We start from the raw sequence: 25809 nt of genomic DNA on the forward strand, positions 1-25809 counted from the left end.
TGCGAGCGCTGGAGGAATCAACATGCTGGGGCACAGGACGATCCGCCTCATCGCCCAGGGGCTGATTCTGGTTTCCCTGCTGGCCGCCGTCCCCGTTCTCTGGAACCGGTACGTGCGGGAGTCGGCCAGCAAGTCGGTGGACCTGGTGCTGGACCTGCCGGCCATGCAGAGGCTGGCGCGGCAGGACGGTCTGCCCCTTGAGGATGTGCTGGCGGAGATGGCCGCCGCTGGTGCCACCAGCCTGGCCATCCCCGAGATGAACGCCGAGGAGCTGGCGGAGCACGGGCTGGCGGTGGTGCGCACGGGCGCCGAGCTGCGCGCGGAGCTGGTCCTCACCGCTGAGCCCAACCCGTTCTTGGCAAGGCTCATCGCCGACCCGGCCTTCTCAGAGGCCGATACCTACCTGCTTCCGGTGGACGACGCGGTGGCGGCGCGGCTGTGGCGCGACATCCAACTGCGCCACCCGGAAGAGCGCGTCGACTTCTTCGCACCGCTGCCGGGCGAGCCGGGGGCGGGCGCCATCGCGCTGCGGTATGACGACGAGCAGCTGGAGGCCTACGGCCTGGGCTTTGATCCCGACGACTTCGCCCTGGCCGAGGGGGCCGGCCTGCGGCCGCTCCCCCGGCCGCGGCCCGCGCCCGGTGCGACGCCGGAGTCCGTCCGGGCGATCTTCGCAGACCTCGACCAGATGAGCGCCGAGATCCGCGGCGTCATGTTCTTCGGCCGGATCGCCCTGGGCTGGCGGCCCGACCGCACCGACGCCCTGGCCCAGACCGCGGAGGAGCTGAAGAAGCGGGGCTGGGTCCCCCACCTGATCGAGCACGCCAACCAGCTGGCCTACATCGACCAGAAGGGCTCGCTCTCCGTGGCTGACGCCCTCGGCTATCAGATCGCGCGCGTCTTCAGCATGGGCCAGGAGTGGCAGGACAAGGTGCAGCCCTACGAGGCCGTCGATATGTGGTGGCGGTCGGTGCTGGAGCGGAACATCCGCTCGCTCTACGTGCGCCCCTTCCTCGCCAAGCAGGATCCCGGGCTGACCGCCACGGAGACGACGGCGCGGTACATCGCCCGCACCGTGGAGGAGCTGAACGCCCGCGGGTTCACGACGGGGACCCCCGGGCTGTTCGCCCCCTATGAGGTTCCCTTCATTCTGAAGGTGTTGATCGGCCTGGGGGTCGTCGGGGCCACCATCCTCTGGCTCGCCTGCGTCCTCCCCTTTGACCCCCGCTTCCTGGGCGCGCTCATGGCCGTCGGGGCGGTGGGCCAGGCGGGCATGCTGTTCGTCGCGCCGAACCTGGGCACGATCGTGCTCGGAATCGCCCTGGCGACGCTCTTCCCCACGCTGGCCGCGGCCTGGCTGCTGCTGCGCTGGGGGCTGGGCGCCGGTTCGCCCGAGCCCCGGGTTGCGGTGCCGGCGCGGCCGGCCCCGGGCTGGATCGTGCGGGAGGCCGTGGTGGTCTCCGCCGCCTTCTTCGCCATCAACATGGTCGGCGGTCTGCTGATCGCCGGCCTGATGGGCGACATCCGGCACATGCTGGAGTTCGAATACTTCCGCGGTGTCAAGCTCGTCTTCCTCGCCCCCCTGCTGCTGGCGGTGCTGACCTACCTGCTGCTGGGGCGCAAGGGCAGCGTCGCGGACGTCGTGCGCAGCCTCGCCCGCGACGGCGTCGACCTGGTGGGCACCGCCGTCAAGTACCGGGAACTGCTGCTGCTGGGCGTCCTCGGCCTGGCCGGCCTCTATTACATCCAGCGCTCCGGCAACTTCCCCACGGTACCCGTCTCGCAGCTGGAGCTGGACATCCGGGCGGCCCTGGAGCGGCTGCTCCTCGCACGGCCCCGCACCAAGGAGTTCCTCATCGCCTACCCCGCCATGGTCGCGGCTGCCGCCTTCATGACGGCGGGCCTGCGCCGCTACGTCCCGCTCCTGGTCGTCGCAGCCGTGACCGGCGGCGTCTCCATCATCAACTCGTTTGAGCACCTGCGCACCCCGGTGGCCCTCAGCCTGCTGCGCGGGTTCAACGGGCTCTGGGTCGGACTCGTGATCGGCCTGGTGGTGCTGGTCGGGCTGGCGGCGCTGCGAGCCGTTCTGACCTGGCTCTTCCCCGACCGGCAGGCGGCGCGGTAGAGAGGAGGCGTGCCTCGTTGAGCAGAATGCGCTCCGGGTTTGTGGGCGCGGTGAGCCTCGTCGCCCTGGCGGCGGTGCTGAGCCGGCTCCTGGGCTACGTCCGGGAGATGCTGCTCGCTGCCAAGTTCGGCGCGACCGGCGTCACCGATGCCTACCTCGTCGCACAGGAGATCCCCGGGGCGATCTACTTCGTCGTCTCAAGCTCGCTGGTGCTCGCCTTCATCCCCGTCTACCGGGAGGTCGTGGAGCGCCGGGGCGAGGAGGCCGCATGGCGCCTGGTCAACACGGTGCTCAACGTCGCGACCCTCGCCTTCGCTGCGCTCTGGCTCGTGGGCGAGCTGGCGGCGCCGGCGCTCATCCCCCTGCTCGCCCCGGGCTTCTCGGCGGAGTCGGAGCGGCTGGCCGTCAGCCTCACCCGCGTCATGCTGCCCATCCTCCTGCTGGTCAGCCTGAGCGGCCTGTCGGCCGGCGTGCTGAACGCCCACCGCCGGTTCGCGGCGCCCGCCTTCTTCGGGCTGGCCAGCAACCTGGTCGTGGTGGTCACCCTGCTCTGGGTGCAGGAGGCCGGGCAGATCTCGTGGGTGGCCTACTCGCTGGTCGGCGGCTGGGCGCTGGGCGCGCTGATCCAGCTGGTCGACCTCCTGCGCACGGGGTACCGCTACCGCCCCGTGATGGACCTGGCGGAGCCGGCCCTGGGGCGGGTGTGGCGCATGCTCCTGCCGGTGCTGGTGGCCACCAGCGTTACGCAGGTGCAGACCTTCGCGGCGCGGGTCGTCGCCTCGCACCTGGCGGAGGGCACCATCTCCTTCCTGAACTACGCAGTGCGCATCAGCCAGCTGCCGTTCAACGTGATCGGGCTGGCCCTGACGACGGTCATCTACCCCACCCTGGCTGAGCAAAGTGCTTCCGGGGGGCAGGACGAGCTGAAGGAGACGCTGCGCGACGGGCTGCGCCGGCTGGCGTTCCTGCTGGTGCCGATGGCCGTGGGCACGGCGCTCTTCGCCGTCCCCATCGTGCGGGTGGTCTTCGAGCGGGGCGCCTTCACGCCGGACGACACCCGCATGACGGCGGCGGCCCTGCAGTTCTACGCCGTCGGCATTCTCTTCACCGGCTGGGTGGACATGCTCAACCGCACGTTCTACGCCGTTCAGGACAGCCTGACGCCCATGTGGACCGCGCTGGTGATGATCGCATTCAACATCATGCTGAACGTCGCGCTCGTGGGCCCGCTGGGGCACGCCGGGCTGGCGCTCAGCGCCTCGCTGGCGCCGTTCCTGGGCAGCCTCGTCCTCCTCGCGCGCCTCCGCATGCGGCTGGGCCGGCTGGGCGGCCGGGAGATCGCGGGGTCGCTCCTCACCTACCTGGCCACGTCCGGCGCAGGCGCGCTGCTCGGCTGGCTGGTCTGGCAGGGCGGCGTGCGGTTCCTGGGCAACGGGACGCTGGCGCAGCTCATCCTGCTGATTCTGGCCCTGGGCGCGATCGTGGTCGTGCACGTGGCAGCGGCTTTGCTCCTCCGGACGCCAGACGGCGCCGAGCTCAACCGGATCGCAGGCCGACTACTCAGGAGAACACGGGATACATGATGCGACTGATCAGTATGGCAGCTTCAAGGGCGCAAGGGTGGTGGCATTAGGTTGGCGGAGATCCTGGTGTCGGGATACTACGGATTTGGTAACGCCGGGGACGAAGCCATCCTGGGTGGCATCATCACCGCGTTCCGCGACATCGATCCCTCGTTCAAGTTCACGGTGATCTCGGGCAAGGCCGCCAGCACCCGCCAGGTGCACGGGGTGGAGGCCGTGAGCCGCGGCGACTTCCGGGCGATCTGGAAGGCGATGGGCCGGGCCGACCTGTTGCTCTCCGGCGGCGGCAGCCTGCTGCAGGACGTGACGGGCACCAAGTCCATCGTCTACTACCTGGGCATCGTGACCCTGGGCAAGCTGCGCCGGCTGCCCACGGTGTTCTACGCCCAGGGGATCGGGCCCGTCAACCGGCTGGTGGGCCGGGCCCTGGTTCCGCTGGTGGCCAACGCCGTCGACCTGATCATGGTGCGGGACGCGGAGTCCGCAGAGGCCATCCGGCGGCTCGGGGTCAGCCGCCCCGAGGTGCGCGTGACCGCCGACGCGGCGCTGGTGCTGCCCCCGTCCACCCGGGCCGAGGGGGAGGCGGTGCTGGAGGCGCACGGGCTCGGGAGCTGCGGCCGGCCATTGATCGGCGTGTCGGTCCGGCCCTGGAAGTTCGCCACCGCGGCCGCGGTGGAGGCGCTGGCCGACGGGCTGGACCGCGTCGTGCAGGAGACGGGCGGCACGGTGCTCTTCATCCCGATGCAGCAGCCCCACGACGTCGAGGCGGCCCGCGCGGTGGCCGCCCGCATGCGCAGCCGGGCGCTGCTCTTCGAGGGCGACGTGACCTATCGGGAGCTGCGGGCCCTGACAGCGGCCTGCGACGTGTTGGTGGGCATGCGCTACCACGCCCTGGTCTTCGCGGCGGTGAACCGGGTGCCCCTGGTCGGGCTGTCGTACGACCCGAAGAACGACAGCCTGCTCCGCCTGCTGGGTGAGACGGCGGTGGGCACGACGCAGCAGCTGGACGCCGGGCGCCTGCGGGCGGCCGTGCTTGACGCCCTGGACCGCGCCCCGCAGATCCGGGAGCGCTACGACCGGGTGCTGGCGCAGCTGGTGCCGCGGTCGCGGGAGAACGCGCGCCTGGCGGTGGAGTTGATGAAGCGATGGCAGGCAAGGTGAACCGGGTCAGGATCCTCGCGATCGAGGTGGACAGGGTGACGATGGCCGAGGCCGTGGAGCGCTGCCTCGGCTTCATCGACGCGGGCGGCGCGCACATGGTGGTCACCCCCAACGCGGAGATCGCCGACGCGGCGCGGCGCGACCCCGAACTTGCGGCGATCATCAACGGGGCAGACCTGGTGGTGCCGGACGGCATCGGCGTCGTGATGGCCGCCAGGCTGCTGGGCGATCCCCTGCCGGAGCGGGTGGGGGGCGCCGACCTGGCCGCCAGCCTGCTGGCTGCCCTCGACCGCCGCGGCGGCGGGCGCGTCTTCCTCCTGGGCACCCGGCCGGAGGTGGTGGCGGAGGCCGCCCGGCGGGTGCAGGAGCGGTACCCGCGCATCCGGGTGGTGGGCTGGCGCGACGGCTTCTTCGGTCCCGAGGAGGAGCCTGCGGTCCTCGCCCAGGTGCGGGAGGCCCGCCCGGACGTGCTGTTCGTGGCCCTGGGCTCGCCCAAGCAGGAGCGGTGGCTCCACCGCCACCTGCGCGACCTGGGAGTGCCGCTGGGCATGGGCGTCGGCGGCACGATCGACGTGTGGGCGGGGGCTGTGCCCCGGGCCCCGGAGTGGATGCAGAAGCTCAACCTGGAGTGGCTCTTCCGCATCGTGCGCCTGCGCCGGGCGAGCCGCAGCCTGCCGCCTCTGGCGCGGTTCGTGCTGGCCGTGCTGCGCCAGCGCACCGGCGGCGCCGTGAAGAAGCGCTGACGAACGAACGGCCCACCCGCGGCGAGCGGGTGGGTCTCATCGCGCGCAGAAGGGCCATGCCACGAACTGGCAGGCGAACCAGAATCGGCATGACCTAGAATTTCACCGGTAAGAAGGGATGATCCCGCCACTCGTCGAAACCCCCAAGGGTAACTTCTAGGTTCGACAGTCGGACGGTGAAGGATAGGAGCGAATCGCGGCGTATTCGAAGTATGCGATGGGGTGATCCCGCGTGATTGAGTTTATAAACGTGACGAAAGTTTATCCTCATATGAAAACCCCTTCCCTCGATGGCATCAACCTGCGGGTTGAGCGGGGGGAGTTTGTCTTTCTGGTGGGTCCTTCGGGCGCTGGCAAGTCCACCCTGATGAAGCTGCTCTACCGGGAGGAGGTTCCCACCTCCGGCCAGCTCATCCTCGACGGCAAGGACGTGGCCCGGCTGCCGGCCAGGGCGGTCCCCTACCTGCGGCGCAGCCTGGGCGTGATCTTCCAGGACTTCAAGCTGCTGCCGGACCGCACCGTCTTCGAGAACGTCGCCTTCGCGCTGGAGTGCACGGACGTGCCCCGGCGCGAGGTCGCGCGCCGGGTGCCCGCGGCGCTGGAGCTGGTGGGCCTTCGCCACAAGAGCCGCGCCCTGGCGGCCGAGCTCTCGGGCGGCGAGCAGCAGCGGGTTGCGGTGGCGCGCGCCATCGTCCGCAACCCGGTGCTGGTCATCGCCGATGAGCCCACCGGCAACCTCGACCCCGAGAACACCTGGGCCATCATGAACCTCCTCAATCAGATCAACCAGATGGGGGCCACGGTGGTCGTCGCGACCCACGCGGCCGAGATCGTCAACACGATGAAGAAGCGCGTCGTTGCCCTGGAACGGGGCCGCATCGTGCGGGACGAGAACAGGGGGACGTACGGCTATGAGTCTTAGGGGATGGGCGACCGCGCTGCGCGACGCCCTGCACAACACCACGCGCGGCAGTCTCATGTCCCTGGCCTCGATGCTCTCGGTCGCGGTGACGCTCCTGGTGCTGGCGGTGGTGGTGCTCCTGGCCCTCAACCTGGAGAACGTGGCGGCCACCGCGGAGAGCCAGGTGGAGATCAAGGGGTACCTCTGCACCGCCCGGCGCGAGGAGGTCAAGTGCAACCAGCGCGACCTGACCGAGGCCGAGACCAAGGCCATCCTGGACCGCATCCGCAGCATGCCCTATGTGCAGCAGGTCACCTTCCTCAGCCGGCACGAGGCGCTGGAACAGATGAAGCAGGCGGACCCCTCCCAGGCGGCGCTCCTGGCCGGATACGAGGGGGATGAGAATCCGCTCTCCGACGAGATCTACGTGAAGGTGACCGACGTGGAGCAGGTGGCGGCCGTCGCCGAGCAGATCCAGGCGATGAGCGGCGTCGCCAGGGTGGACTACGGCAAGGAGATCGTGGCGGACCTGCTGGCCTTCACCAACGCCGTGCGAATCGGCGGCCTGGGCCTTGTGGTGCTCCTGCTCTTCGCCACGGTGCTGACCCTCTCGAACACGATCCGCCTGTCGGTCTACGCACGCCGGCGCGAGGTCTCCATCATGAAGCTGGTCGGTGCCACCGACTGGTACATCCGCCGACCGTTCGTGCTGGAAGGGATGCTGCTCGGGGCAGTGGGCGCGGCCCTGGCCGGCGGCGTCACCGCCTGGGGTTATATCCGGCTCGCGCCGGCCATTCAGGAGTCGCTCCCCTTCCTGCCCCTCGTGCAGCCCGAACTGATCCTGACCGACCTGGTGCTGGCCCTGCTGGGGCTGGGCGCGGTGCTGGGCGCTGTGGCGAGCTACTTCTCGCTCCGCCGCTTCCTGAAGGTCTGACGGAGGTGACGCCGACGATGCGCAGGGGATTTCGCTGGGCGTGGATCATCGCGGCGGCGCTGCTTCTGAGCGCCTTCGCGCCGCTGGCCCCCGCCCGGGCCAACGATATCCGGCAGCAGCTGGAGCAGGCGCAGCGCGACCTGGAGGCGGTGCGGCAGAAGCAGGTCGAGGTACAGAACGCACTGGCCGACGTCGCCTTCCAGGCCGAGGAGGCCGAGATCCAGCTCCGGCTGGTGGAGGCCGAGCTGGTTCAGGCCAACGCCAACCTGGCGGTGATCACTGCCGAGTACGAGGAGGTCGCCGCAGAGCTGGAGCAGGTGGAGGCCGAGTTGGCCGATGCACGGGCCCGCTACGCGCAGAAGCGCGAGGTCCTCGGCGACCGCATCCGGGCGCTCCGGGAGAACGGCCCGGTCGACCGGCTGTCGCTGCTTTTCGGCGCGGTCTCGTTCCGCGACTTCATCAGCCGCGCTGAGATCCTCTCCACGCTCGCGAAGAAGGACCGGGAGCTGGTGGAGCAGGTCACGGCCGAGAAGCTCGCGCTGGAGGCGAAGCAGCGCGAGGTCGAGGGGCGGAAGACCCGCCTCGCCGCCCTGAAGACGGAGGCGGAGAACTACCAGGCCACGGTGATGGCCAAGCGCAGCGAGCGGGAGCAGGTCTCGCGCTCGCTGGAGGAGCGGCGCTGGGCGCTGGCGGCACAGCTGGACGAGTACGAGCGGTACAGCCAGCAGCTGACGGAGCAGGTGGCCGCCCTGGTGCGGGAGCTGAACCGGCAGGCCGGGGTGTTCGCGCCGATCCCGCCGGTGACGCCGATCATCATCACCGACCACTTCGGCATGCGGTGGCACCCGATTCTGGGCACGCAGCGCATGCACTACGGCACCGACTTCGCTGCCAACTGGGGCCAGACTGTCCACGCCATCGAGGCCGGGGTCGTGCTGCGGACGAGCTACGACGACGTCTTCGGTAACCTGGTGATCATCGACCACGGCGGCGGCATCACCTCCTGGTACGCGCACAACAGCGAGTTCCTGGTCTGGGAGGGTCAGGCGGTGAGCCAGGGGGACCCGATCGCCCGCGCAGGCTCGACGGGCTGGTCGACGGGGCCGCACGTGCACCTGGAGATTCACGTGGACGGCGTGCAGAAGAACCCGCTGGACTACATCAACTGGTAGCCGGGCAGATGCGGAGGGGGCCCGGACCGCGCCTGCGGTCCGGCCCCCTCCTGGGTTCTGCGCATGTTGTTTGACCACAAAAGAATGCGCGGAGTATACTCCTAGTCAGCCCCTGATACACATGGGGGAGAGGCTTGTTTCCCCAAAGAGAGGATGACGCTGTCGTGGACGACCGCCGCACCGGATTTGCGCGATCCCTCGGCCTTGTCGCCGTGGCCAGTGTGATCAGCGTTGTCAGCTACGCTGCCGGAGCCCTCGGCCTGATTCCCTGGGCGAACCATCAGGTCTCCCGGCTGGTCGAGCGCGTGCCGCAGACCAACGAAGGGGCGCGCGGCCTCCAGACGGAGCGGCTGGAAGAGGTCATGCAGGCGATTCAGTCGCAGTACGTCGAGGAGGTGGAGCCGGAGACGCTGAACGTCGGCGCGCTCCGGGGTATGGTGCAGGCCCTCGGCGACCGCTATTCGGCCTACTTCACCCCCAAGGAGTTCTCGGCGTTCGTCCAGGGCTTCGAGCCCACCTTCAGCGGCATCGGCGTGACGGTTGAGATCTCCCAGAAGACGGGGCTGCTGACCGTCGTGTCGCCCATCAAGGGGAGTCCGGGCGAGCAGGCCGGCCTGCGGACGGGCGACGCGATCGTGGAGGTGGACGGCAAGGACATCGTCGGCATGAGCCTGGAGGAGGCCGTGGCGCTGATCAAGGGGCCCAAGGGCACCCAGGTGAAGATCGCGGTGAAGCGCGAGGGCGAGCGCGAGCTGCTCCACTTCACCATCACGCGCGACACGATCACCGTGCCGGTGCTGGATTACAAGATGCTGGACACGGAGGCCGGCATCGGCTACCTGCAGCTCTTCGAGTTCAGCAAGAAGGGCACCGCCGACCAGGTCAAGGCGGCGATCGCCGACCTGCGCAGCCAGGGGATGAAGCGCCTGATCTTCGACGTGCGCCAGAACCCCGGCGGCCTGCTGGACGAGGTGGTGGAGGTCGCCTCGCTCTTCGTGAAGGGCGGCGACCCGGTCGTCCACATCGTCGAGCGCGGCAAGCCTGAGCGGGCGCTCACCTCCACCGGGACGGCGGCGTGGGATCTGCCGCTGGTCGTCCTGATCGACGGCGGGAGCGCCAGCGCCTCGGAGATCCTGGCCGGCGCCGTCAAGGACACCAGGGCGGGCACGCTGATCGGCGAGAAGACCTTTGGCAAGGGCTCGGTGCAGACCTTCTGGAAACTGAAGGACGGCTCGGGCATCAAGCTGACCACCGCCAAGTACCTGACGGCCGGCCGCAAGTCGATCGACGGCGTGGGCATCGAGCCGGACATCGTCGTTCCAAACCCCGACCGCATCTACCCCGGCCACCCCGGCGACCCGCAGCTGGAGGCCGCGGTTCGCCACATCAAGGCGATGACCCGCTGAGGCCCGCCGCCCCCGGGGCCTGTCCCGGGGGCGGTTCGCTGTTCACCTTTGGGTGCTCCGGCTCATACCCTGCACACAGGGGTGAGCCTATGTCGAGCAACAAGTCGCCGACAGCCGGCGAGATGGATGTAACTGTGATTCCGGGGCCGATCCGGGGAGGGCAATGTCCCACCCCGCGCGAGATCGTCGTGGTAGACGCCCGGAAGGTGTTCGACTTCTGTACACAGGAAGACCTCCTCGAGCGCTGCTTCACCATTCCGGACCTGGGCGAGGATGCGTCCGTGCTGGACTGCCGGATCACGAACATCCAGTGCGAGGAGATCATGGACCGGGAGCCGGTACGCGACGGCAGCGGCAGAGCCGTGGTCTCCATCCAGATCACGCTGACGCTCCGCCTCACCATCCTGCCCGATGCGGGCGAGCAGCCGGTCCGGGTAGAGCGGACCATCACCTTCCCGAAGCGGGTCGTCCTCTGCGCACCGGAGGGCACCGAGGTCAGCTGCGACGTGCGGGGCACCTGCATCTGCACGGTGCAGCCCGACGCCGCGGAGGGCGAGCCCAACGTCTGCTGCACCATCCAGCTCTGCACCGTCCTGACCGTCACGGCCAACGTCAAGCTGCTGGTTCCCGCCTTCGGCTCTGTGCGCGCCCGGCGGTGCCCCTCGGCGGCGTCGCCCAGCGGGTGCCCCCCCGAGGTGGAGGACTGCGAGCCGCCCTTCGTCCAGCTGCCGACGGGCCGCAAGGAGCGGAACTGCGGCTGCTGAGCTGGACCGAACGCACCGGCGTCGGACCTCCGGCGCCGTTTGCGCGTTGCCCGGGCCGGGGGGCCAAACGTCCGCCGCGCGACATAACATGGAGCAGGCCGGTCTCGGGCCGGCCGAAGGAGGTTCGCGTGTGGGCGGCAGGCACGACGTAGTCTGCATCGAGGCCAAGAAGCTATTTGATCTGTGCGTTCAGGAGCACCGCGTGGAGCGGTCCTTCCGGGTGGAGGGGATCTCGGACGGCCACGACGTCGAGGTGGACTGCCACATCGATACTCACAGGATCTCCTGCAGGGAGGTCTCAGACCGCAAGTGCGTGGACCATCACAAGCACCGGGAGCAGGTATGCCTCGCCATCGAGGTGCCCGTCTCCCTGCGGCTGGTGAACCGGTCCACCGGAAAGGTCCTGAGGCGGCTCCACAGGAAGGTACTGATCCCGAAGAAGGTTGTGCTCACCGTTCCCCCGGGGGCCGACGTGGAGTGCGAGGCCACCGGCGACTGCTGCTGCGTGTTCGACCATGAGAACCACGAGATTCACTGCGTGTTCGACCTCTGCATCACCATCAAGTCGAAGGGTACGGTGGAGGTGCTGGTCCCCGTGCTGGGCGACTGCCGGCCCCGGGAGTGCCACGCCGTGAGGGACGCGTGCCGCAAGGCGGACCACTGGTGAACAGAACCGGGGCGAGCCGGCTCGCCCTCGGTACACAGCGCGACGGAAACGACTCCGAGACACATATCCCCGTACCGGAACCAGCAGCTCCGCCCGGACACCCCTGCGCGGGGCGAGGTGGGCGCCGGCTTCTCCGCGCGTGGACAAGCCAATGACTAGATTATTTTTAAGAATCTCCTTGTCCGCACAGACAAGAATACGCGGAAGAAGGCCGGTAGTAAGGTCAAAGAGGAAAATCGGGTGAACCGGTGAATCAATGCGATAGTCTGATGAGTAGCACCTGCACAGAGGAGGTAAGTCGAGAATGAGAAAGAACCGCAAGTCCCTTGCCGCGGCTGCGGTCATGCTCGCCCTGAGCATGGTTCTCGCCGCGTGCGGCCCCAAGCAGTCGGCTCCGCCTCCCAGCAACGGCGGCGGCACGCAGACGCAGACCCCGTCCCAGCAGCAGCCGACCAATCAGGCTCCCAAGTCCAAGGTCGGCGGGGAGCTGAACCTGCGCCTCGACCAGGACCCTGACATCCTGAACCCGATCCTGTCGTCCTCTGCTTACGGCTCCATGATCTACGGCCTGGTCTACTCCAGCCTCTTCGACTTCGACACCAGCTGGGCGCCCAAGCCCGACCTCGCCAAGAGCTGGGAGACCTCGGAAGACGGCCTGACCTTCACCGTCTATCTGCGTGAGGGCGTCAAGTTCCACGACGGCGCTGAGCTGACCGCCGAGGACGTCGTCTTCACGATGAAGGCCATCAAGGACCCGGGCTACACCGGCCCGCGCGCCGCCTCGCTGTCCTCGGTTGAGGATATCATCGCCAAGGACAAGTACACGGTGGAGTTCAAGCTGGCCGAGCCCTTCGCGCCGATCTTCACCAACATCAACTACGGCATCCTGCAGGCCAAGCTCTTCGAGGGCACTGCGATCGCCGATATGGAGAACCATCCGGTCTCCTGGAACCCTGTCGGCACCGGCCCGTACATCTTCAAGGAGTACGTCCGCGGCCAGTACGCCCTGCTCGAGCGGAATCCCAACTGGTTCCGCAGCGAGGAGGAGGGCGGCGCTCCCTTCATCCAGACCATCCGCATGAAGGTCATCCCGGACGATCAGACCGCTCTGGCCGCCCTGGAGAACGGCGAGCTTGACGTCGAGACCCCGCCGCCCGCCGAGGTGAAGCGCCTGCTCACCGAGTACCAGGGCAAGCTGATCCCGGTGCAGTACGAGCGCAACGGCTGGGGCTACATGCTCCTCAACACCACCCGGGCGCCGCTGGACGACGTGAAGGTCCGCCAGGCCCTGACCCACGCCCTGAACCGGCAGGCGATCGTTGACGTCGCCCTGGACGGCGAGGCCGTGGTGCCGCCCGGCCCGATCCCGCCCGTGTCGTGGGCCTACAAGCAGGACCTGAAGACCCTCGACTACGATCCGGCCAAGGCCGAGCAGCTGCTGCAGGAGGCCGGCTGGACCAAGGGTGCTGACGGCATCTACGAGAAGAACGGGCAGAAGCTCGAGCTCCAGTTCTTCGCCACCGCCGGCTCCAGCCTGATCGAGGCCCTGGCCACCATGGCCCGCCAGGATTGGGAGAAGGTCGGCATCAAGGTTGACGTCCAGCTGATGGACTTCAACGCCATGAACGAGACCCGCCTGCAGCCCGGCGAGTACCACATCGCCTTCCAGGCATTCAACCTCGGCCTCGATCCCGACAGCCTGTACTCGCTCTTCCACGGCAAGTTCGCCCAGCCCAACGCGCAGGGCCTCGTGACCAGCTTCAACCGGATGCGGTACGACAACCCCGAGGTCAACGCCCTGCTCGAGGAGGGCCGCCGGGAGTCCGATCCCGAGAAGCGTAAGGAGATCTACGGCCAGGCGCAGCAGCTGATCGTGAACGATGCGCCGGTCATCCTGATGTACTCCAACCTCTACACCGACTTCCACACTCCGCGGGTGAAGGACGTCGTCAACTTCCCTGGCGGCGGTGCCACGCTGGACTACCTGTACCAGTGGTACATCGAGGAGTAGTGGCGTATACGAAGCCGACGGCATGAGTGGGGGGCGCCCCTACGGCGCCCCCTTTCTGCCCACCTAGCTGAAGCCGTAAGGTGGTGACCGGTTTGACTCGATTCCTGGTGAAGCGAGTCCTGAACATGATTCCTCTCCTCTTCATCGTAACCATCCTGTCCTTCGGGGTCATGCAGTTGGCGCCGGGCGGTCCCGAGTACATCATCCTCTCGGCCGAAGCGGACGCGATGTCTGACCCGGCGGCGGTGGAGGCCCTCCGCGAAAAGTGGGGACTGAACGACCCGATTCCGGTTCAGTACTTCCGCTGGGTGGGCAACATGCTCCAGGGCGACTTCGGTCGTTCCTACTACTACCGGCTGCCGGTCAAGGAAGTGCTGGGCACCGCGCTGCCCAACACGATCCAGCTCAACGTCTTCGCGCTGTTCTTCATCTACTCGCTGTCGATCCCGCTTGGCGTCATCTCAGCCGTTCGGCAGTATTCGAAGACCGACATGGTGGTGACGGCGACGGCGTTCGCCGGTCAGGCGGCACCCAGCTTCTGGGTGGCGACCATGCTCATCTGGGGCGTGGCCATGAAGTCCAACGGCCTCATTCCTACCAACGGCATCGCAACCCCGGGCATCAACTTCGATACCTACGGCTGGATCAGCGTGCTGGCCGACCGGGCCAGGTACATGGTCCTGCCTCTGACCGTAATCGTGTTCGGCGGCCTTACCGGCCTCACCCGCTACATGCGCTCCAGCATGCTGGAGGTCCTGCGTGAGGACTACGTGCGTACGGCGCGTGCCAAGGGCCTGGCCGAGAAGGTCGTGATCTACAAGCACGCCCTGCGCAACGCCGTGCTGCCGATCCTGGCCGTCTCGGGCGGCCTCCTGAGCAGCATGGTGGGCGGGTCGGTCATCATCGAGAACGTCTTCTCGTGGCCGGGCATCGGCCGGGTGGCCTGGCAGGCCGTGAATAACCGTGACTACAACGTCTCCATGGCGGTCATGCTCTTGGGCGCCGTGCTGACGATGATCGGCTATCTGCTGGTCGACATCGCCTACGTGTGGGTCGACCCGCGCATCAAGTACGACTAGGGGGGAACTGCCGTGGCGGCGCCGCATCTCAACACTGAGGCCCAGGATCAGCTGCAGGGTCTCGCCCATGAGGAGAGCCAGTTCCGGCAGTTCGTCCGCCGCTTCGCCCGCAACAAGCTGGCCGTCGTGGGGCTTATCGTGCTCGTCTTCCTGTACACCGTCGCCTTCCTGGCCCCGTTCCTCGCGAGCGAGCCGCTGGATGCGCCGGTGAATCCGGCGGCGCGCTTCCTGCCGCCCCTGTCGCCCGGGCACCCCCTGGGCACGGACAACCTTGGGCGGGATCTGCTCTCCCGGATCATCTGGGGCAGCCGCATCTCGCTCTCGGTCGGCTTTGTCGCGATGGGCGTTGCGGTGGTGCTGGGCTCTCTGGTGGGCTCCATCGCCGGCTACTACGGGGGTACGTGGATTGACATCGTGCTGATGCGTATCGCTGAGGCCATCGACGTCATCCCGGTCTTCTTCCTGCTGGTGACGGTGGTTGCTGTTCTCAAACCCAGCGTCTACAACATCATGGTCGTCATCGGCGTCACGTCGTGGCCCGGGCTGGCGTACATCGTGCGCGGCCAGTTCCTCAGCCTGAGGCAGCGCGACTTCACCGAGGCCTCCCGTGCCATGGGGGCCACGGACAGCCGACTGATCTTCCGCCACATCCTGCCCAACGCCGTTGCGCCGATCATCGTCTCGGCCACCCTGCGCATCGGTGGGGCCATCCTCTCCGAGGCCGGCCTCTCCTTCCTGGGGCTGGGCGCTCCGCCTCCCTCCGTCTCGTGGGGGCAGATTCTGTCGGTGTCGCGGTCGTTCCTGAAGCAGGGCCCGTGGCTGATGTTCTGGCCAGGCCTCGCGATCTTCATCACCGTGCTGGCGTTCAACTTCGTCGGCGACGGCGTCCGCGATGCACTGGACCCGAAGCTGAAGCGGTAAACATCGTCGCAAGAAGCAACCACCGCCGGATTCTCGCCGCCTCACGGCAGAGAATCACGGCGGTTCTTGCTTGGTCACCCCCGGACGGCGGCCACCGTCTCGGCCAGCAGGTGCGGATCCTCGTAGACCAGGTTGCCCACCACGACGGTGTGGGCCCAGCGGGCGGCCCGCTCGGCCTCCCGCGCCGAGCGGATCCCGCCGCCGTAGACGACGCGGGCCGGCCCGGCGTGCTCCCGGACCGCCTGCAGCAGGGCCATGTCGCCGAAGGTACCGCTGTACTCCACGTAGACGAGCGGCAGCCGCAGCACGCGCCCGGCGAGCGCCGCCCACGCCGCCGCACCCTCCGGGGTGATCTGCGTGTCTGCCCCCGTGATGCGGGCCGCGGTGCAGTCCGGGTTCAGGACCAGGTAGGCCTCGGGGAGCAGCAGGTCCCACGGGATGTACTCGCCGACGACGGGGAGGATGTGTGACAGGGCGTCCGCCTGGGCGCCGCCCAGCCAGCGGCTGTCGGGGGCGTTCAGCACGAGGGGGATCAGAAAGAGGGCGGGGCCCGGCACGGCCGACTCCAGCGTGGAGACCTCGAGGGCGACCGGCACCGGGCTGTCGGCAAGGCGAGCCAGCATGTCCAGCACCGCCGCCTGCGTCATACCGGCGGAGCCGCCCAGCACGATGGCGTCGGTGCCGCTGCGGTAGACCGCATCCAGCGCCGCGCGGCCCAGCGGGCGGTCGGGATCGAGTTTCGTCACGTGCCGCCAGGCCCGCCAGTCCGGGGCGGGCGGCCAGGTTACCGGCGATGCGGACATCGGCATCCTCCTCCAGGCTTTGCAAACGTATGTTTGTGGGGTATACTCAAGGGTGCGATCCGTGAGAGGGGGGAGACGGGGTGAAACCGTTCAAGGTCGTCTCGGAGTTCGAGCCGCGGGGTGACCAGCCCAAGGCCATCGCGGCGCTGGCCGAGGGCGTGGTGCGGGGGGCGCGCGAGCAGATTCTGCTGGGGGCCACCGGCACCGGCAAGACCTTCACCATCGCGAAGGTGATCGAGAAGGTGCAGAAGCCGACGCTGGTGCTGGCCCACAACAAGATCCTGGCGGCCCAGCTCTGCTCGGAGTTCCAGGAGTTCTTCCCGGAGAACGCCGTGGAGTACTTCGTATCTTACTACGACTACTACCAGCCGGAAGCCTACATCCCATCGACAGATACCTACATTGAGAAGGACGCGCTGATCAACGACGAGATCGATAAGCTGCGCCACTCGGCCACGATGGCGCTGTTCGAACGGCGCGACGTGATCATCGTGGCCTCGGTCTCGTGCATCTACGGCCTGGGCTCGCCCGCCGACTACAAGGACCTGGCCGTCTCCCTGCGCGTGGGCAACCAGGTGGACCGCGACCACATCCTGCGCCGCCTGGTCGATATCCAGTACGAGCGGAACGACGCGAACTTCGTGCGCAACAAGTTCCGGGTGCGGGGCGACGTGGTGGAGATCTACCCCGCCGGCGCCCACGAGCGGGCGGTTCGGGTGGAGTGGTTCGGCGACGAGATCGACCGCATCTCCGAGTTCGATCCCCTGACCGGCGAGATCACCGGCACGATGAACCACGTGGCCATCTACCCCGCCAGCCACTACGTCGTGGCCGACGAGAAGCGGGAGCAGGCGCTGATCTCCATCGAGGAGGAGCTGGAGGAGCGGCTGAAGGAGCTGCGCGCCCAGGGGAAGCTGCTGGAGGCGCAGCGGCTGGAGCAGCGGACCCGGAACGACCTGGAGATGCTGCGGGAGATCGGCTTCTGCACGGGCATCGAGAACTACAGCCGCCACCTCACGGGGCGGGCGCCCGGCGAGCCGCCGTACACGCTGCTGGACTTCTTCCCCGACGACTGGCTGCTGGTGGTGGACGAGAGCCACGTCACCATCCCGCAGGTGGCGGCGATGTACAACGGCGACCGGTCGCGCAAGGAGAACCTGATCGAGTACGGCTTCCGCCTGCCGTCGGCAGCCGACAACCGGCCGCTCAAGTTCTCCGAGTTCGAGGCGCGCATCAACCAGGTGATCTACTGCTCGGCCACCCCGGGCCCGTACGAGCTGGACCGGGTGCCGCCGTCGCTGGTGGTGGAGCAGATCGTGCGCCCCACCGGCCTGCTGGACCCGGAGGTGGAGGTGCGGCCCATCAAGGGGCAGATCGACGACCTCTACGCCGAGATCCGGGCGAGGGTGGCGAGGAACCAGCGGGTGCTGGTCACCACGCTCACCAAGAAGATGGCCGAAGACCTGACCGAGTACTTCAAGGAGCTCGGCGTGAAGGTGCGCTACATGCACTCGGACGTGGAGACCATCGAGCGCATGCAGATCGTCCGCGACCTGCGGCTGGGCGTGTTCGACGTCCTGGTGGGCATCAACCTGCTGCGGGAGGGGCTGGACATCCCCGAGGTGTCTCTGGTGGCGATCCTCGACGCGGACAAGGAGGGCTTCCTGCGGGCGGAACGCTCGCTGATCCAGACCATCGGCCGGGCGGCGCGCAACGCCGAGGGCAAGGTGATCATGTACGCAGACCGGGTGACGCAGTCGATGCAGCGGGCGATCAGCGAGACCAACCGGCGCCGGGCGATCCAGGCGGCGTACAACCGGGAGCACGGCATCGTGCCGAAGACGGTCGTGAAGCCGGTGCGCGACGTGATCCAGGCGGTGAAGCCGGCGGAGGACGCGGCGCCCATCAACCTGCTGGATACGCCGCGGCATGAGATTCCGAAGCTGATCGAGAAGCTGCGCAAGGAGATGCGGCAGGCGGCCAAGGACCTGGAGTTCGAGCGGGCCGCGGAGCTGCGTGACCTGATCATCGAGCTGGAGAAGCGAAGGTAGCAATACGCACAACAACAGCAGACAACGGGCATTATACGCGACGACGCGCCGAAGCCAGCCCTGTCAGGCTGGCTTCGTTGCATCCCGAGTCGGGCGTAGAATCCCTGCACGTCCGGATCGCAGGACAGGCTGATCTGGTACATGCCCTTCAGTTCGTCCACCATTCGCCGGACCAGCTCCCGGCCGATCCCCCGGCATGCCCTAGACGAGCCCCAGATCACGCTTCACCTGCTCCAGGATGCGCCGTCCGTGCCCTCCGGAACCCGCAGCTCCCGATCGACACTCTTGGCCAGGTCCAGCCAGGCCGGGCCGATGAACGCGCGCTCGAAGTCCAGAAGCACGAGCGTGTGGTCAGCGCGCACGAGCAGGTTGCGCCAGCCGAAATCGCCGTGCAGGAGCACGGAGGGCTGCGCTTCGTCAGACGCCTGCACGACGGGGTAGAGCCGCCGCGCGCTGGCGGCTACCGGGGCTACCGCGGCGAACGCCGCAGGGGCTGTGTGCGCCAAGCGGTCCAGCATCGGCTCCAGCACATCGGTCAGGGATCGGATCCGTGGAAGCCCCTCCAGGTCCACTCCGGCCGATGCGCGGTGGACCGTTCCCAGGACGCGCCCCGCCGCCGCCACCTCCCGGGGAGTGGATGGCGTGAACGGGCGTCCGCTGAGCCAGTCGAATGCACGCCAGAAGAGGTGATCGGAAACAGAACCCTCCCCGCGAATGGTCAAATGGGGAAATCCGCGCGCCGACAGAAACCGGCACGCGATTCCTTCCCGCCGGAAGCGCCTGCCGTCTGATACCACCTTGACAAAATAGGGCTGTTCACCCGCCTGGGTGTACACCGCAAAGTGGTGGTTGGGCGAGCCCGCCTGCTGCGGCAACGGCTCCGCCCGTTGCGCGCCCAGACGCTCCCGCCATGCCGCGAGCAGCCGGTCATGGCCTTCTGCCCTGGAGCCCGGGTTCATGGCTGCAGGATGCGACCGCGGACCGCAGTCCACGTGTGCCGGTTGGATTCCCAGTGCAGCGCCGTCTCCACGGCGGAGACCGGAACCCAGCGCCACCCGTGGTGTTCCGTCAGGGTGATCCCGTCGGTCGCCTCTGGAACCTCCACCCAGAACAGATCCTTTCGGATGACCTGATGGGGGAGGTCGAACTCCCAGTGGCCAGGAACCGGGCGGAGATCCTCCGTCCGTATCGTCAGGCCGGTCTCTTCACTGATCTCTCGGACGCAAGCCTCGCGCGGGGTCTCCCCTTCGTAGATGCCTCCCGTAATGGGCTGCCAGAAACCCCCCGGAGCGTCCGGGCTCGCCGGCTTGTGAAGGAGGAGTACGGCATCCTCCGCATCCTCCACGCGGCGGATCACCCAGCACTCGATGCTGTTCTGGACGGGCTTACCCACCAACTGACATACACCTCCCGACAATATATACCACCTTCTTCAGACATATTGCAATCTACCTATTATACGAGACGCTGCACCACGCACTGCCAGCAGGCGCAGTAAACCCGCTGACGGTGGGCGCAGGCCCCGGAGACGGCTTCCAGGGCGAACCAGCGGGCGTCAACTTGACATTCGCTTACCGGCGGTGGTACCCTGTACCGCGAAGTTCATACTGGGTTCGATCCACTAGGGGAGCCATGTGGCTGAGAACAGGTCCGCCGGGGCCTGGACCCTTAGCACCTGAACTGGGTAATACCAGCGGAGGGAAGTGGATGGCCGGCCGTCCTGAGTACATGGGTCGCCTCCACATTCTTCGTGGAGGCGACCTTTTCTGCTCAGAACAGGACTTGCAACGGAAAGGTGTGAGATCGCATGACCCAGCCCCGGGCCTTGACGATCGCCGGCTCCGACTCGGGCGGCGGCGCCGGCATCCAGGCCGACCTGAAGACCTTCACCGTCCTCCGGACCTACGGGACCTCCGTGATCACCTGCGTCACCGCGCAGAACACCCTGGGGGTGACCGGGGTCTACCCCCTCACCCCCGACCAGGTCGCGGCCCAGCTGGACGCCGTGCTTTCCGACATCGGCACAGACAGCGCCAAGACCGGCATGCTCTACGACGCGCCCATCATCGCCGTGGTCGCCGACCGGGTGCGGCGGTACGGCATCCGCAACCTGGTGGTCGACCCGGTGATGATTGCCAAGGGCGGACACCCCCTGCTGCTGCCCGAGGCACAGGCCGCGGTGCGGGAGCTGCTGCTGCCCCTGGCGCTGGTGGTGACGCCCAACCTGCCTGAGGCCGAGGCCCTGACGGGCATGACCATCCGCACCCGCGCGGACATGGCGGCCGCCGGGCGCCGACTCCTGCAGATGGGGGCTAGGGCGGCCGTGGTCAAGGGCGGCCACCTGGAGGAAGGGCCGGCCGCCGACCTGCTGGTCGCCGCCGACGGCAGCCAGCAGTGGCTGGAGGCGGAGCGGGCGGAGAGTCGGCACACCCACGGGACGGGATGCACCTTCAGTGCCGCCATCGCAGCCGGGCTCGCAAGGGGGCTGCAGTTGCCCGAGGCCGTCTCCCTGGCCAAGGCGTTCATCTCCCTGGCGATTCGGAAGGCGCCGGGAATCGGCGCCGGGCACGGCCCCACCAACCACCTGGCCTGGCTGGAGGAAGGGTGCGGGCTGCCGGGAGAGGGGGACGAGCGGCGATGACGGGACTGCCTGAAAGGGTCCGGGACCGGCGCCCCCTGGTCCACGCCATGACCAACTACGTGACGATGGACTGGGTGGCCCGGGGGCTCCTGGCCGCCGGCGCCCGGCCGGTGATGGCCCGGGACGGAGCGGAGGCTCCCCAGGTCGTCGCCGTGGCCGACGCCCTGGTGCTCAACCTGGGCAACTGGAGCCCCGCGCTGCAGCAGGCGATGCTGGAAGCAGGTGAGGTGGCCTCCCGGCACGGGATCCCGGTGGTCCTGGATCCTGTGGGTGCAGGCGGAACGGCGATCCGGACGCGCGCCGCCCTCGAGCTGCTGGAGCGGGTGAAGGTGACCGCCGTCCGCGGCAACGCCGGGGAGATCATGGCGCTGGCGGGCGACCAGGGGCTGGTGCGCGGTGTCGACGCGGCGCAGGAGGCGCTCGGCCTGCGGGTGGAGCGGGCGGCCCGCGCCGTGGCACGGCGCTCCGGCTGCGTCGTGGCCGTCACAGGGCCTGCGGACCTGGTGACCGACGGCCGGCGCACCCTGGCGGTCCGGGCGGGCCACCCGCTGATGGCGCAGATCCCCGGGAGCGGGTGCCTGGCGACCGCGCTCGTGGCGGCAGCGCTGGCTGCACAGGGCGATGGCGCCCCGTCCGTTGCCGTGGTGGCGGAGGCGCTCCTGTGGGCCGGCTGGGCGGGCGAGGAGGCGGCGAGAAAGGCGTCAGGACCCGGCAGCTTCGCCGTCGCCTACCTCGATCAGCTGGGTCAGGCAGGCCCGCTGCCGGCGGGACGGATCGCCCCGCCCCTTTCGGATCTGCTCAGCCTGTACGTGCTGGTCAGCGGCGCTACCCCCCTGAGCGTGGTGGAGGCGGTCCTGCAGGCGGGGTGCCGGATGATCCAGTTCAGGGAGAAGCACCTCCCTCTTCCGGTCCAGGTGGAGGCGGCCGCCCGCGTGCGGGAGGCCTGCTGGCGGCACGGGGCGCTGCTCCTGATCAACGATCGGGTCGACCTTGCGCAGGCGGTCGGGGCCGACGGCGTCCACCTCGGGCAGGACGACCTGCCCGTCGCGGTCGCCCGGCGGATCCTGGGGCCGGGCGCGATCGTCGGGGCGACCTGCGAGACCGCCGGGGAGGCGCGGATCGCCCAGGCGGCCGGGGCGGACTACATCGGCACCGGCCCGGTCTACGCGACCCCGTCCAAGGCGGACGCCGGCAAGCCCTACGGCCCGGACGTCGTCCGGCGGGTGAGCGAGGCGATCCGCCTGCCGGTGGTCGGCATCGGCGGAATCGGCATCGGTGGCGCGGCGCCCGTCATCCGGGCGGGGGGCGTAGGGGTGGCGGTGATCTCCTCCGTCGTGGGGGCGCCCGACCCCGGGGCGGCGGCCCGCGCCATTCTGGACGAGGTCGAAAGGGCAAAGGAGGGGGTCCTCGCATGAGCCGGGTCGAACGGCTGACCCGGATGGCGATCCTGGTGGCGCTGGGTGTGGTCTCGTCGTACTTCTCGGCGATTCCGCTGTTCGGGGCGAAGCTCTTCCCCGCCCAGCACGCCATCAACGTGGTCGCGGGTGCCATGCTGGGCCCGGTCTACGGCGGGGTAGTAGGCCTCGGCATCGCGGTGATCCGCATCCTGCTGGGCAGCGGCACCCCGCTGGCCGTCCCGGGGACGATCTTCGGCGTGGTGCTGGCGGGCCTCCTCTACCAGCGCACGGGATCGCGGCTGGCCGCCATGGCCGGCGAGGTGATCGGGACCGGCCTGGTCGGCGCGGTGGCGGCCTATCCGGTGGCGGTGCTGCTGTTGGACAACGCCAAGGCGGCCGCGGGCGGCATCGGCTTCTTCATCCCCAGCTTCGCGGCCAGCAGCGCAGCGGGCGCCCTGATCGGCGGCCAGGCGCTGGTGGTGCTGCAGCGGTTCCGCTTGATGGCGGCAGGCCGTGCGGCCTACCGGAGTGGAACCTGATTGCAGGACCTGCATGCCCGCAGGGGCGGCCCCGCCCTGCGGGCCTTCCCTTGCGCCAAGCCCGGGAAATCCGTCGCTCAGTCCTCCTCGTGAGTCCTGTCACCCATCAACGCCGAGAGCGGAACCCGCACTTGCTGCCCGTCAACCTCTCCTGTCAACCCTGCCTCTGTCCACGCGGGTGACCGGAGACCGGGGATGGTGTGGAACCAACCCGATTCGACGTACACCAAGACCGTGTTGCCGACACCGTCTTCGTAGTGCATCCACTTGTGATCATCTGGGGAGAACTGGGGAGGTGTGTGCGCGAGGGGCAGCCCCCGGGCGACCTGCGCAAAGCCGCCATCGGGCGCCAGAGCGTGCAGGTCCATGGCATCCCCGGCCTGCCGGGCGTCCCATTCGCTCACCACCAGCTTGTCGTGGCCCCACCCGTCGCGGTACCAGCCGTGGGGATGCGTGAACGCGCCTTCCCGTGTGCGCGCGGCGACCACCTCGCCGCTCTCCAGGTCCATGATGGCAGCCCCGTACAGGCCGACCTGGGTCGAACCAGGCGGAAGCTCAATGGGTGCGGCGAATCCGACGTACCTTCCACCCGGACTCATGTGCAGGAACCCGGCTGCGCTCCCCGCGGGAAGCAGCTCCCGCACTTCGCCGTCGGGGAACAGCCGCTTCAGAGACAGGTCTTCACTGTCCGCGTACACAACCGAACCGTCCGGTGCACGCACGGGAGACCACCTGCTTCCCGGTTCGGCCAGGAGGCTCACCGGCCCCACCTGATCCGCGCTGACGGTTTCCGGCGCCTCTGGTGACTCGCTGCTGGTGACAGCGCGGTCGGGCGTGCGCGGGACAGCACCGGCATCCCCGCCCGAACAGCCCGTCGACGAGACGAGCGCGAAGAGCAAGAGAGGCAACACCGCCCTGCAGGCGGCACTTGGGCTGCACATCGGGCCGCACCTCCATGCGCCGTGACGCCAGGTCCGTCCCTTCGCCACGACTGCGATTCCGCTCTGCGGATTCCAACGAAGCAAGTACCCGCAGGTTACGTTCCAGGGGCCGCTTCGGGGCCAGCCCGCACATCCGCAGCGACGTGCACAGGAGTTCTAGCCCGTCCTCCACCCAGACACGTGAATAAAAGAACTAGTCCGAATAGGTGTGAATGTCAGGAGGTAACCCGCTGGTCACGGCCAATAGTTGAGAGAAGCACGGCCCTCGCTGGGAAGCGGAGGGTGGAAGAGGAGGGGTTGAGACCCATGACCATGCGGCACAACCTGACCCTGCACACCATGCTGGAGCGGGCCCGGCGGTACTTCCCGCACAAGGAGATCGTCTCCCGCACGGGTTCCGGAATCCTCCGGTACACCTACGCCGACTACTACGACAGGACGCGCAAGCTGGCGGCCGCCCTGACGAAGCTCGGGGTCAGGCGCGGGGACCGGGTGGGCACCATCGCCTGGAACCACCACCGGCACCTGGAGGCCTATTTCGCGGTGCCCTGCATGGGGGCCTCGCTGCATACCATCAACCTGCGGCTGCCCCCGGACCACCTGGCCTATGTGATCAACCACGCCGGCGACCGCGTCCTCCTGGTCGACCCGGACCTGGTGCCGCTGGTCGAGGCGGTGAAGGAGCAGCTGGAGACCGTCGAGCACTACATCATCATGGCCGACGGTCCGCTGCCCGAGACCAAGCTCTCGCCGGTCTACAGCTATGAGGAGCTGCTGTCCGCCGCCCCCGACGACTACCGCTTCCCCGAGGACATCGATGAGTGGGCCGAGGCGGGCATGTGCTTCTCGTCGGCCACCACGGGCCTGCCGAAGGGGGTCACCTACGCCCACCGGGCGATCTACCTCCACTCGATGATGGTCTGCATGGCCGACACCGTCGGGATTGGGGAGAAGGACGTCGTCATGCCCGTGGTGCCGATGTTCCACGTCAATGCCTGGGGCATGCCCTTCGCTGCCACCTGGATGGGCTCCAAGCAGGTGCTGCCCGGTCCCCGCCCGGATCCGCACACCCTCTGCAAGCTGATGCAGGACGAGAAGGTCACGCTGGCCGCCGGCGTACCGACGGTCTGGATGGGCGTCCTGCAGGCGATGGAGCAGGAGCGGTACGACCTCTCCTCCATCACCCGGGTGGCGTGCGGCGGCTCGGCCGCGCCCAGGGCGCTGATCGAGGCCTACGAGCAGAAGCTGGGCGTCCCGTTCCTACACGCCTACGGCATGACCGAGGCGGCGCCCGTCACCCACGTCAGCCGGCTGAAGTCGACGCTGGAGGACGCGCCGGCCGACGAGCGGTACGCCAAGAAGTCCAAGCAGGGCCTGCTCGCCCCGGGGCTGGACATGCTGGTCCTGAAAGAGGACGGCACGGAGGTGGCCTGGGACGGCCGGGAGATGGGCGAGGTGGTGCTCCGCGGGCCGTGGATCGCCGATTCCTACTACAACGACGAGCGGTCCCGTGCGACCTTCAGGGAGGGCTGGTACTACACCGGCGACGTGGCCACCGTGGACCCGGACGGCTACATGCAGATCGTCGACCGGATGAAGGACCTGGTGAAGTCCGGCGGCGAGTGGATCTCGTCGGTCGACCTGGAGAACGCGATCATGGCACACCCGAAGGTGGCCGAGGCGGCGGTGGTGGCCGTCTACCACCCGAAGTGGCAGGAGCGGCCGCTGGCCTGCGTCGTGCCGAAGCAGGGAGCCGAGCTGACCGCCGAGGAGATCAAGGAGTTCCTGAAGGGCAGGGTCGCCGACTGGTGGATCCCGGACGAGGTGATCTTCATCAGCGAGGTGCCCAAGACGAGCGTGGGCAAGTTCAACAAGAAGGTACTGCGGGAGAAGTACTGGAACCATCTGGCTCCGGAGCAGGAGCCGGCGGACTAGGCAGAACGAGGCAGCCCCGGAACTGATCGCCCGCC

22 protein-coding genes and 1 riboswitch are annotated in these 25809 nt (G+C 68.5%); of the genes, 18 read left to right on the plus strand and 4 right to left on the minus strand.

The window, feature by feature from the left end:
• Nucleotides 1–22: 22 nt before the first annotated feature.
• The 13 genes from J2Z79_RS06860 (at nucleotide 23) to J2Z79_RS06920 (ending at nucleotide 15467) form a co-directional block, all read left to right on the plus strand.
• Nucleotides 23–2125, plus strand: a complete 2103-nt coding sequence (locus J2Z79_RS06860; RefSeq protein WP_209466127.1) for a DUF5693 family protein — start codon at nucleotides 23–25, stop codon at nucleotides 2123–2125.
• 26 nt (nucleotides 2126–2151) lie between these two features.
• Nucleotides 2152–3708 (plus strand): murein biosynthesis integral membrane protein MurJ, encoded by a 1557-nt coding sequence (gene murJ, locus J2Z79_RS06865; protein ID WP_245302390.1) that lies wholly within the window; start codon nucleotides 2152–2154, stop codon nucleotides 3706–3708.
• Nucleotides 3709–3759: 51 nt separating this feature from the next.
• The gene (gene csaB / locus J2Z79_RS06870) at nucleotides 3760–4869 is read left to right on the plus strand and encodes a polysaccharide pyruvyl transferase CsaB (protein WP_209466129.1); all 1110 of its coding nucleotides are present in this window, start codon (nucleotides 3760–3762) and stop codon (nucleotides 4867–4869) included.
• Nucleotides 4854–5612: a WecB/TagA/CpsF family glycosyltransferase gene (locus J2Z79_RS06875; RefSeq protein WP_209466130.1), complete on the plus strand. Its 759-nt coding sequence runs from the start codon at nucleotides 4854–4856 to the stop codon at nucleotides 5610–5612. Before csaB ends, J2Z79_RS06875 begins: the two co-directional genes overlap by 16 nt.
• Before the next feature lie 232 nt (nucleotides 5613–5844).
• Nucleotides 5845–6534 carry a cell division ATP-binding protein FtsE gene (ftsE, locus tag J2Z79_RS06880; RefSeq protein WP_209466131.1) on the plus strand — a complete coding sequence of 230 codons (690 nt, stop codon included), beginning with the start codon at nucleotides 5845–5847 and terminating at the stop codon, nucleotides 6532–6534.
• On the plus strand, nucleotides 6524–7447 hold the full coding sequence (gene ftsX, locus J2Z79_RS06885; protein ID WP_209466132.1) for a permease-like cell division protein FtsX: 924 nt from the start codon (nucleotides 6524–6526) through the stop codon (nucleotides 7445–7447). The genes ftsE and ftsX overlap by 11 nt, the downstream gene beginning before the upstream one ends.
• Before the next feature lie 17 nt (nucleotides 7448–7464).
• Nucleotides 7465–8619: a murein hydrolase activator EnvC family protein gene (locus tag J2Z79_RS18855; protein WP_209466133.1), complete on the plus strand. Its 1155-nt coding sequence runs from the start codon at nucleotides 7465–7467 to the stop codon at nucleotides 8617–8619.
• A 164-nt stretch (nucleotides 8620–8783) separates the two neighbouring features.
• Nucleotides 8784–10025: a S41 family peptidase gene (locus tag J2Z79_RS06895; protein WP_209466134.1), complete on the plus strand. Its 1242-nt coding sequence runs from the start codon at nucleotides 8784–8786 to the stop codon at nucleotides 10023–10025.
• Between the two features lie 89 nt (nucleotides 10026–10114).
• On the plus strand, nucleotides 10115–10789 hold the full coding sequence (locus J2Z79_RS06900) for a hypothetical protein (RefSeq protein ID WP_209466135.1): 675 nt from the start codon (nucleotides 10115–10117) through the stop codon (nucleotides 10787–10789).
• 130 nt (nucleotides 10790–10919) lie between these two features.
• Entirely contained in the window at nucleotides 10920–11456 is a 537-nt protein-coding gene (locus tag J2Z79_RS06905) for a hypothetical protein (protein ID WP_209466136.1), read from the plus strand.
• A gap of 304 nt (nucleotides 11457–11760) precedes the next feature.
• Entirely contained in the window at nucleotides 11761–13467 is a 1707-nt protein-coding gene (locus J2Z79_RS06910; RefSeq protein WP_209466137.1) for an ABC transporter substrate-binding protein, read from the plus strand.
• A gap of 83 nt (nucleotides 13468–13550) precedes the next feature.
• On the plus strand, nucleotides 13551–14546 hold the full coding sequence (locus tag J2Z79_RS06915) for an ABC transporter permease (protein WP_342589435.1): 996 nt from the start codon (nucleotides 13551–13553) through the stop codon (nucleotides 14544–14546).
• Nucleotides 14547–14558: 12 nt separating this feature from the next.
• Nucleotides 14559–15467, plus strand: a complete 909-nt coding sequence (locus J2Z79_RS06920; protein WP_209466139.1) for an ABC transporter permease — start codon at nucleotides 14559–14561, stop codon at nucleotides 15465–15467.
• A gap of 74 nt (nucleotides 15468–15541) precedes the next feature.
• Here J2Z79_RS06920 and J2Z79_RS06925 read toward each other — a convergent pair whose 3' ends face one another.
• Nucleotides 15542–16270 (minus strand): geranylgeranylglyceryl/heptaprenylglyceryl phosphate synthase, encoded by a 729-nt coding sequence (locus J2Z79_RS06925; protein ID WP_209466140.1) that lies wholly within the window; start codon nucleotides 16268–16270, stop codon nucleotides 15542–15544.
• 80 nt (nucleotides 16271–16350) lie between these two features.
• Here J2Z79_RS06925 and uvrB point away from each other — a divergent pair, with 80 nt between their 5' ends.
• Entirely contained in the window at nucleotides 16351–18321 is a 1971-nt protein-coding gene (gene uvrB, locus J2Z79_RS06930) for an excinuclease ABC subunit UvrB (protein WP_209466141.1), read from the plus strand.
• A gap of 224 nt (nucleotides 18322–18545) precedes the next feature.
• On the opposite strand, the gene J2Z79_RS06935 is transcribed toward uvrB, so the two are convergent.
• Entirely contained in the window at nucleotides 18546–19280 is a 735-nt protein-coding gene (locus J2Z79_RS06935; protein WP_209466142.1) for a phosphotransferase, read from the minus strand.
• The gene (locus tag J2Z79_RS06940) at nucleotides 19277–19714 is read right to left on the minus strand and encodes an NUDIX hydrolase (protein ID WP_209466143.1); all 438 of its coding nucleotides are present in this window, start codon (nucleotides 19712–19714) and stop codon (nucleotides 19277–19279) included. Before J2Z79_RS06940 ends, J2Z79_RS06935 begins: the two co-directional genes overlap by 4 nt.
• 220 nt (nucleotides 19715–19934) lie before the next feature.
• A riboswitch (TPP riboswitch) is annotated at nucleotides 19935–20040 on the plus strand.
• Nucleotides 20041–20128: 88 nt separating this feature from the next.
• Here J2Z79_RS06940 and thiD point away from each other — a divergent pair.
• Genes thiD through thiW form a run of 3 tightly spaced genes read left to right on the plus strand, consistent with a single transcriptional unit; the run spans nucleotide 20129 to nucleotide 22898 of the window.
• A complete protein-coding gene (thiD, locus tag J2Z79_RS06945; RefSeq protein ID WP_209466144.1) occupies nucleotides 20129–20962 on the plus strand; it encodes a bifunctional hydroxymethylpyrimidine kinase/phosphomethylpyrimidine kinase in 834 nt (277 codons plus the stop codon).
• Nucleotides 20959–22377 carry a hydroxyethylthiazole kinase gene (gene thiM / locus J2Z79_RS06950; protein ID WP_209466145.1) on the plus strand — a complete coding sequence of 473 codons (1419 nt, stop codon included), beginning with the start codon at nucleotides 20959–20961 and terminating at the stop codon, nucleotides 22375–22377. Before thiD ends, thiM begins: the two co-directional genes overlap by 4 nt.
• Entirely contained in the window at nucleotides 22374–22898 is a 525-nt protein-coding gene (gene thiW, locus J2Z79_RS06955) for an energy coupling factor transporter S component ThiW (RefSeq protein ID WP_209466146.1), read from the plus strand. The genes thiM and thiW overlap by 4 nt, the downstream gene beginning before the upstream one ends.
• A gap of 77 nt (nucleotides 22899–22975) precedes the next feature.
• Here the strand turns inward: thiW and J2Z79_RS06960 are convergent, their stop codons facing one another.
• Entirely contained in the window at nucleotides 22976–23797 is an 822-nt protein-coding gene (locus tag J2Z79_RS06960; protein WP_209466147.1) for a TolB-like translocation protein, read from the minus strand.
• 348 nt (nucleotides 23798–24145) lie between these two features.
• Between J2Z79_RS06960 and J2Z79_RS06965 the strand changes: the two genes are divergently transcribed.
• Entirely contained in the window at nucleotides 24146–25774 is a 1629-nt protein-coding gene (locus tag J2Z79_RS06965) for a long-chain fatty acid--CoA ligase (RefSeq protein ID WP_280953629.1), read from the plus strand.
• Nucleotides 25775–25809 lie beyond the last annotated feature (35 nt).

It is taken from the genome of Symbiobacterium terraclitae (assembly GCF_017874315.1).
GTDB classification, from domain to species: Bacteria; Bacillota; Sulfobacillia; order Symbiobacteriales; family Symbiobacteriaceae; genus Symbiobacterium; species Symbiobacterium terraclitae.

Bases quoted from the DNA above. Each gene is read 5' to 3' on its own strand.
- thiM (WP_209466145.1), top strand. From the start codon at position 20,959: ATGACGGGACTGCCTGAAAGGGTCCGGGACCGGCGCCCCCTGGTCCAC.
- thiD (WP_209466144.1), top strand. From the start codon at position 20,129: ATGACCCAGCCCCGGGCCTTGACGATCGCCGGCTCCGACTCGGGCGGC.
- J2Z79_RS06900 (WP_209466135.1), top strand. From the start codon at position 10,115: ATGTCGAGCAACAAGTCGCCGACAGCCGGCGAGATGGATGTAACTGTG.
- J2Z79_RS06910 (WP_209466137.1), top strand. From the start codon at position 11,761: ATGAGAAAGAACCGCAAGTCCCTTGCCGCGGCTGCGGTCATGCTCGCC.
- ftsX (WP_209466132.1), top strand. From the start codon at position 6,524: ATGAGTCTTAGGGGATGGGCGACCGCGCTGCGCGACGCCCTGCACAAC.
- J2Z79_RS18855 (WP_209466133.1), top strand. From the start codon at position 7,465: ATGCGCAGGGGATTTCGCTGGGCGTGGATCATCGCGGCGGCGCTGCTT.
- thiW (WP_209466146.1), top strand. From the start codon at position 22,374: ATGAGCCGGGTCGAACGGCTGACCCGGATGGCGATCCTGGTGGCGCTG.
- murJ (WP_245302390.1), top strand. From the start codon at position 2,152: ATGCGCTCCGGGTTTGTGGGCGCGGTGAGCCTCGTCGCCCTGGCGGCG.
- J2Z79_RS06875 (WP_209466130.1), top strand. From the start codon at position 4,854: ATGGCAGGCAAGGTGAACCGGGTCAGGATCCTCGCGATCGAGGTGGAC.
- J2Z79_RS06965 (WP_280953629.1), top strand. From the start codon at position 24,146: ATGACCATGCGGCACAACCTGACCCTGCACACCATGCTGGAGCGGGCC.
- J2Z79_RS06935 (WP_209466142.1), bottom strand. From the start codon at position 19,280: ATGAACCCGGGCTCCAGGGCAGAAGGCCATGACCGGCTGCTCGCGGCA.
- J2Z79_RS06860 (WP_209466127.1), top strand. From the start codon at position 23: ATGCTGGGGCACAGGACGATCCGCCTCATCGCCCAGGGGCTGATTCTG.
- J2Z79_RS06925 (WP_209466140.1), bottom strand. From the start codon at position 16,270: ATGTCCGCATCGCCGGTAACCTGGCCGCCCGCCCCGGACTGGCGGGCC.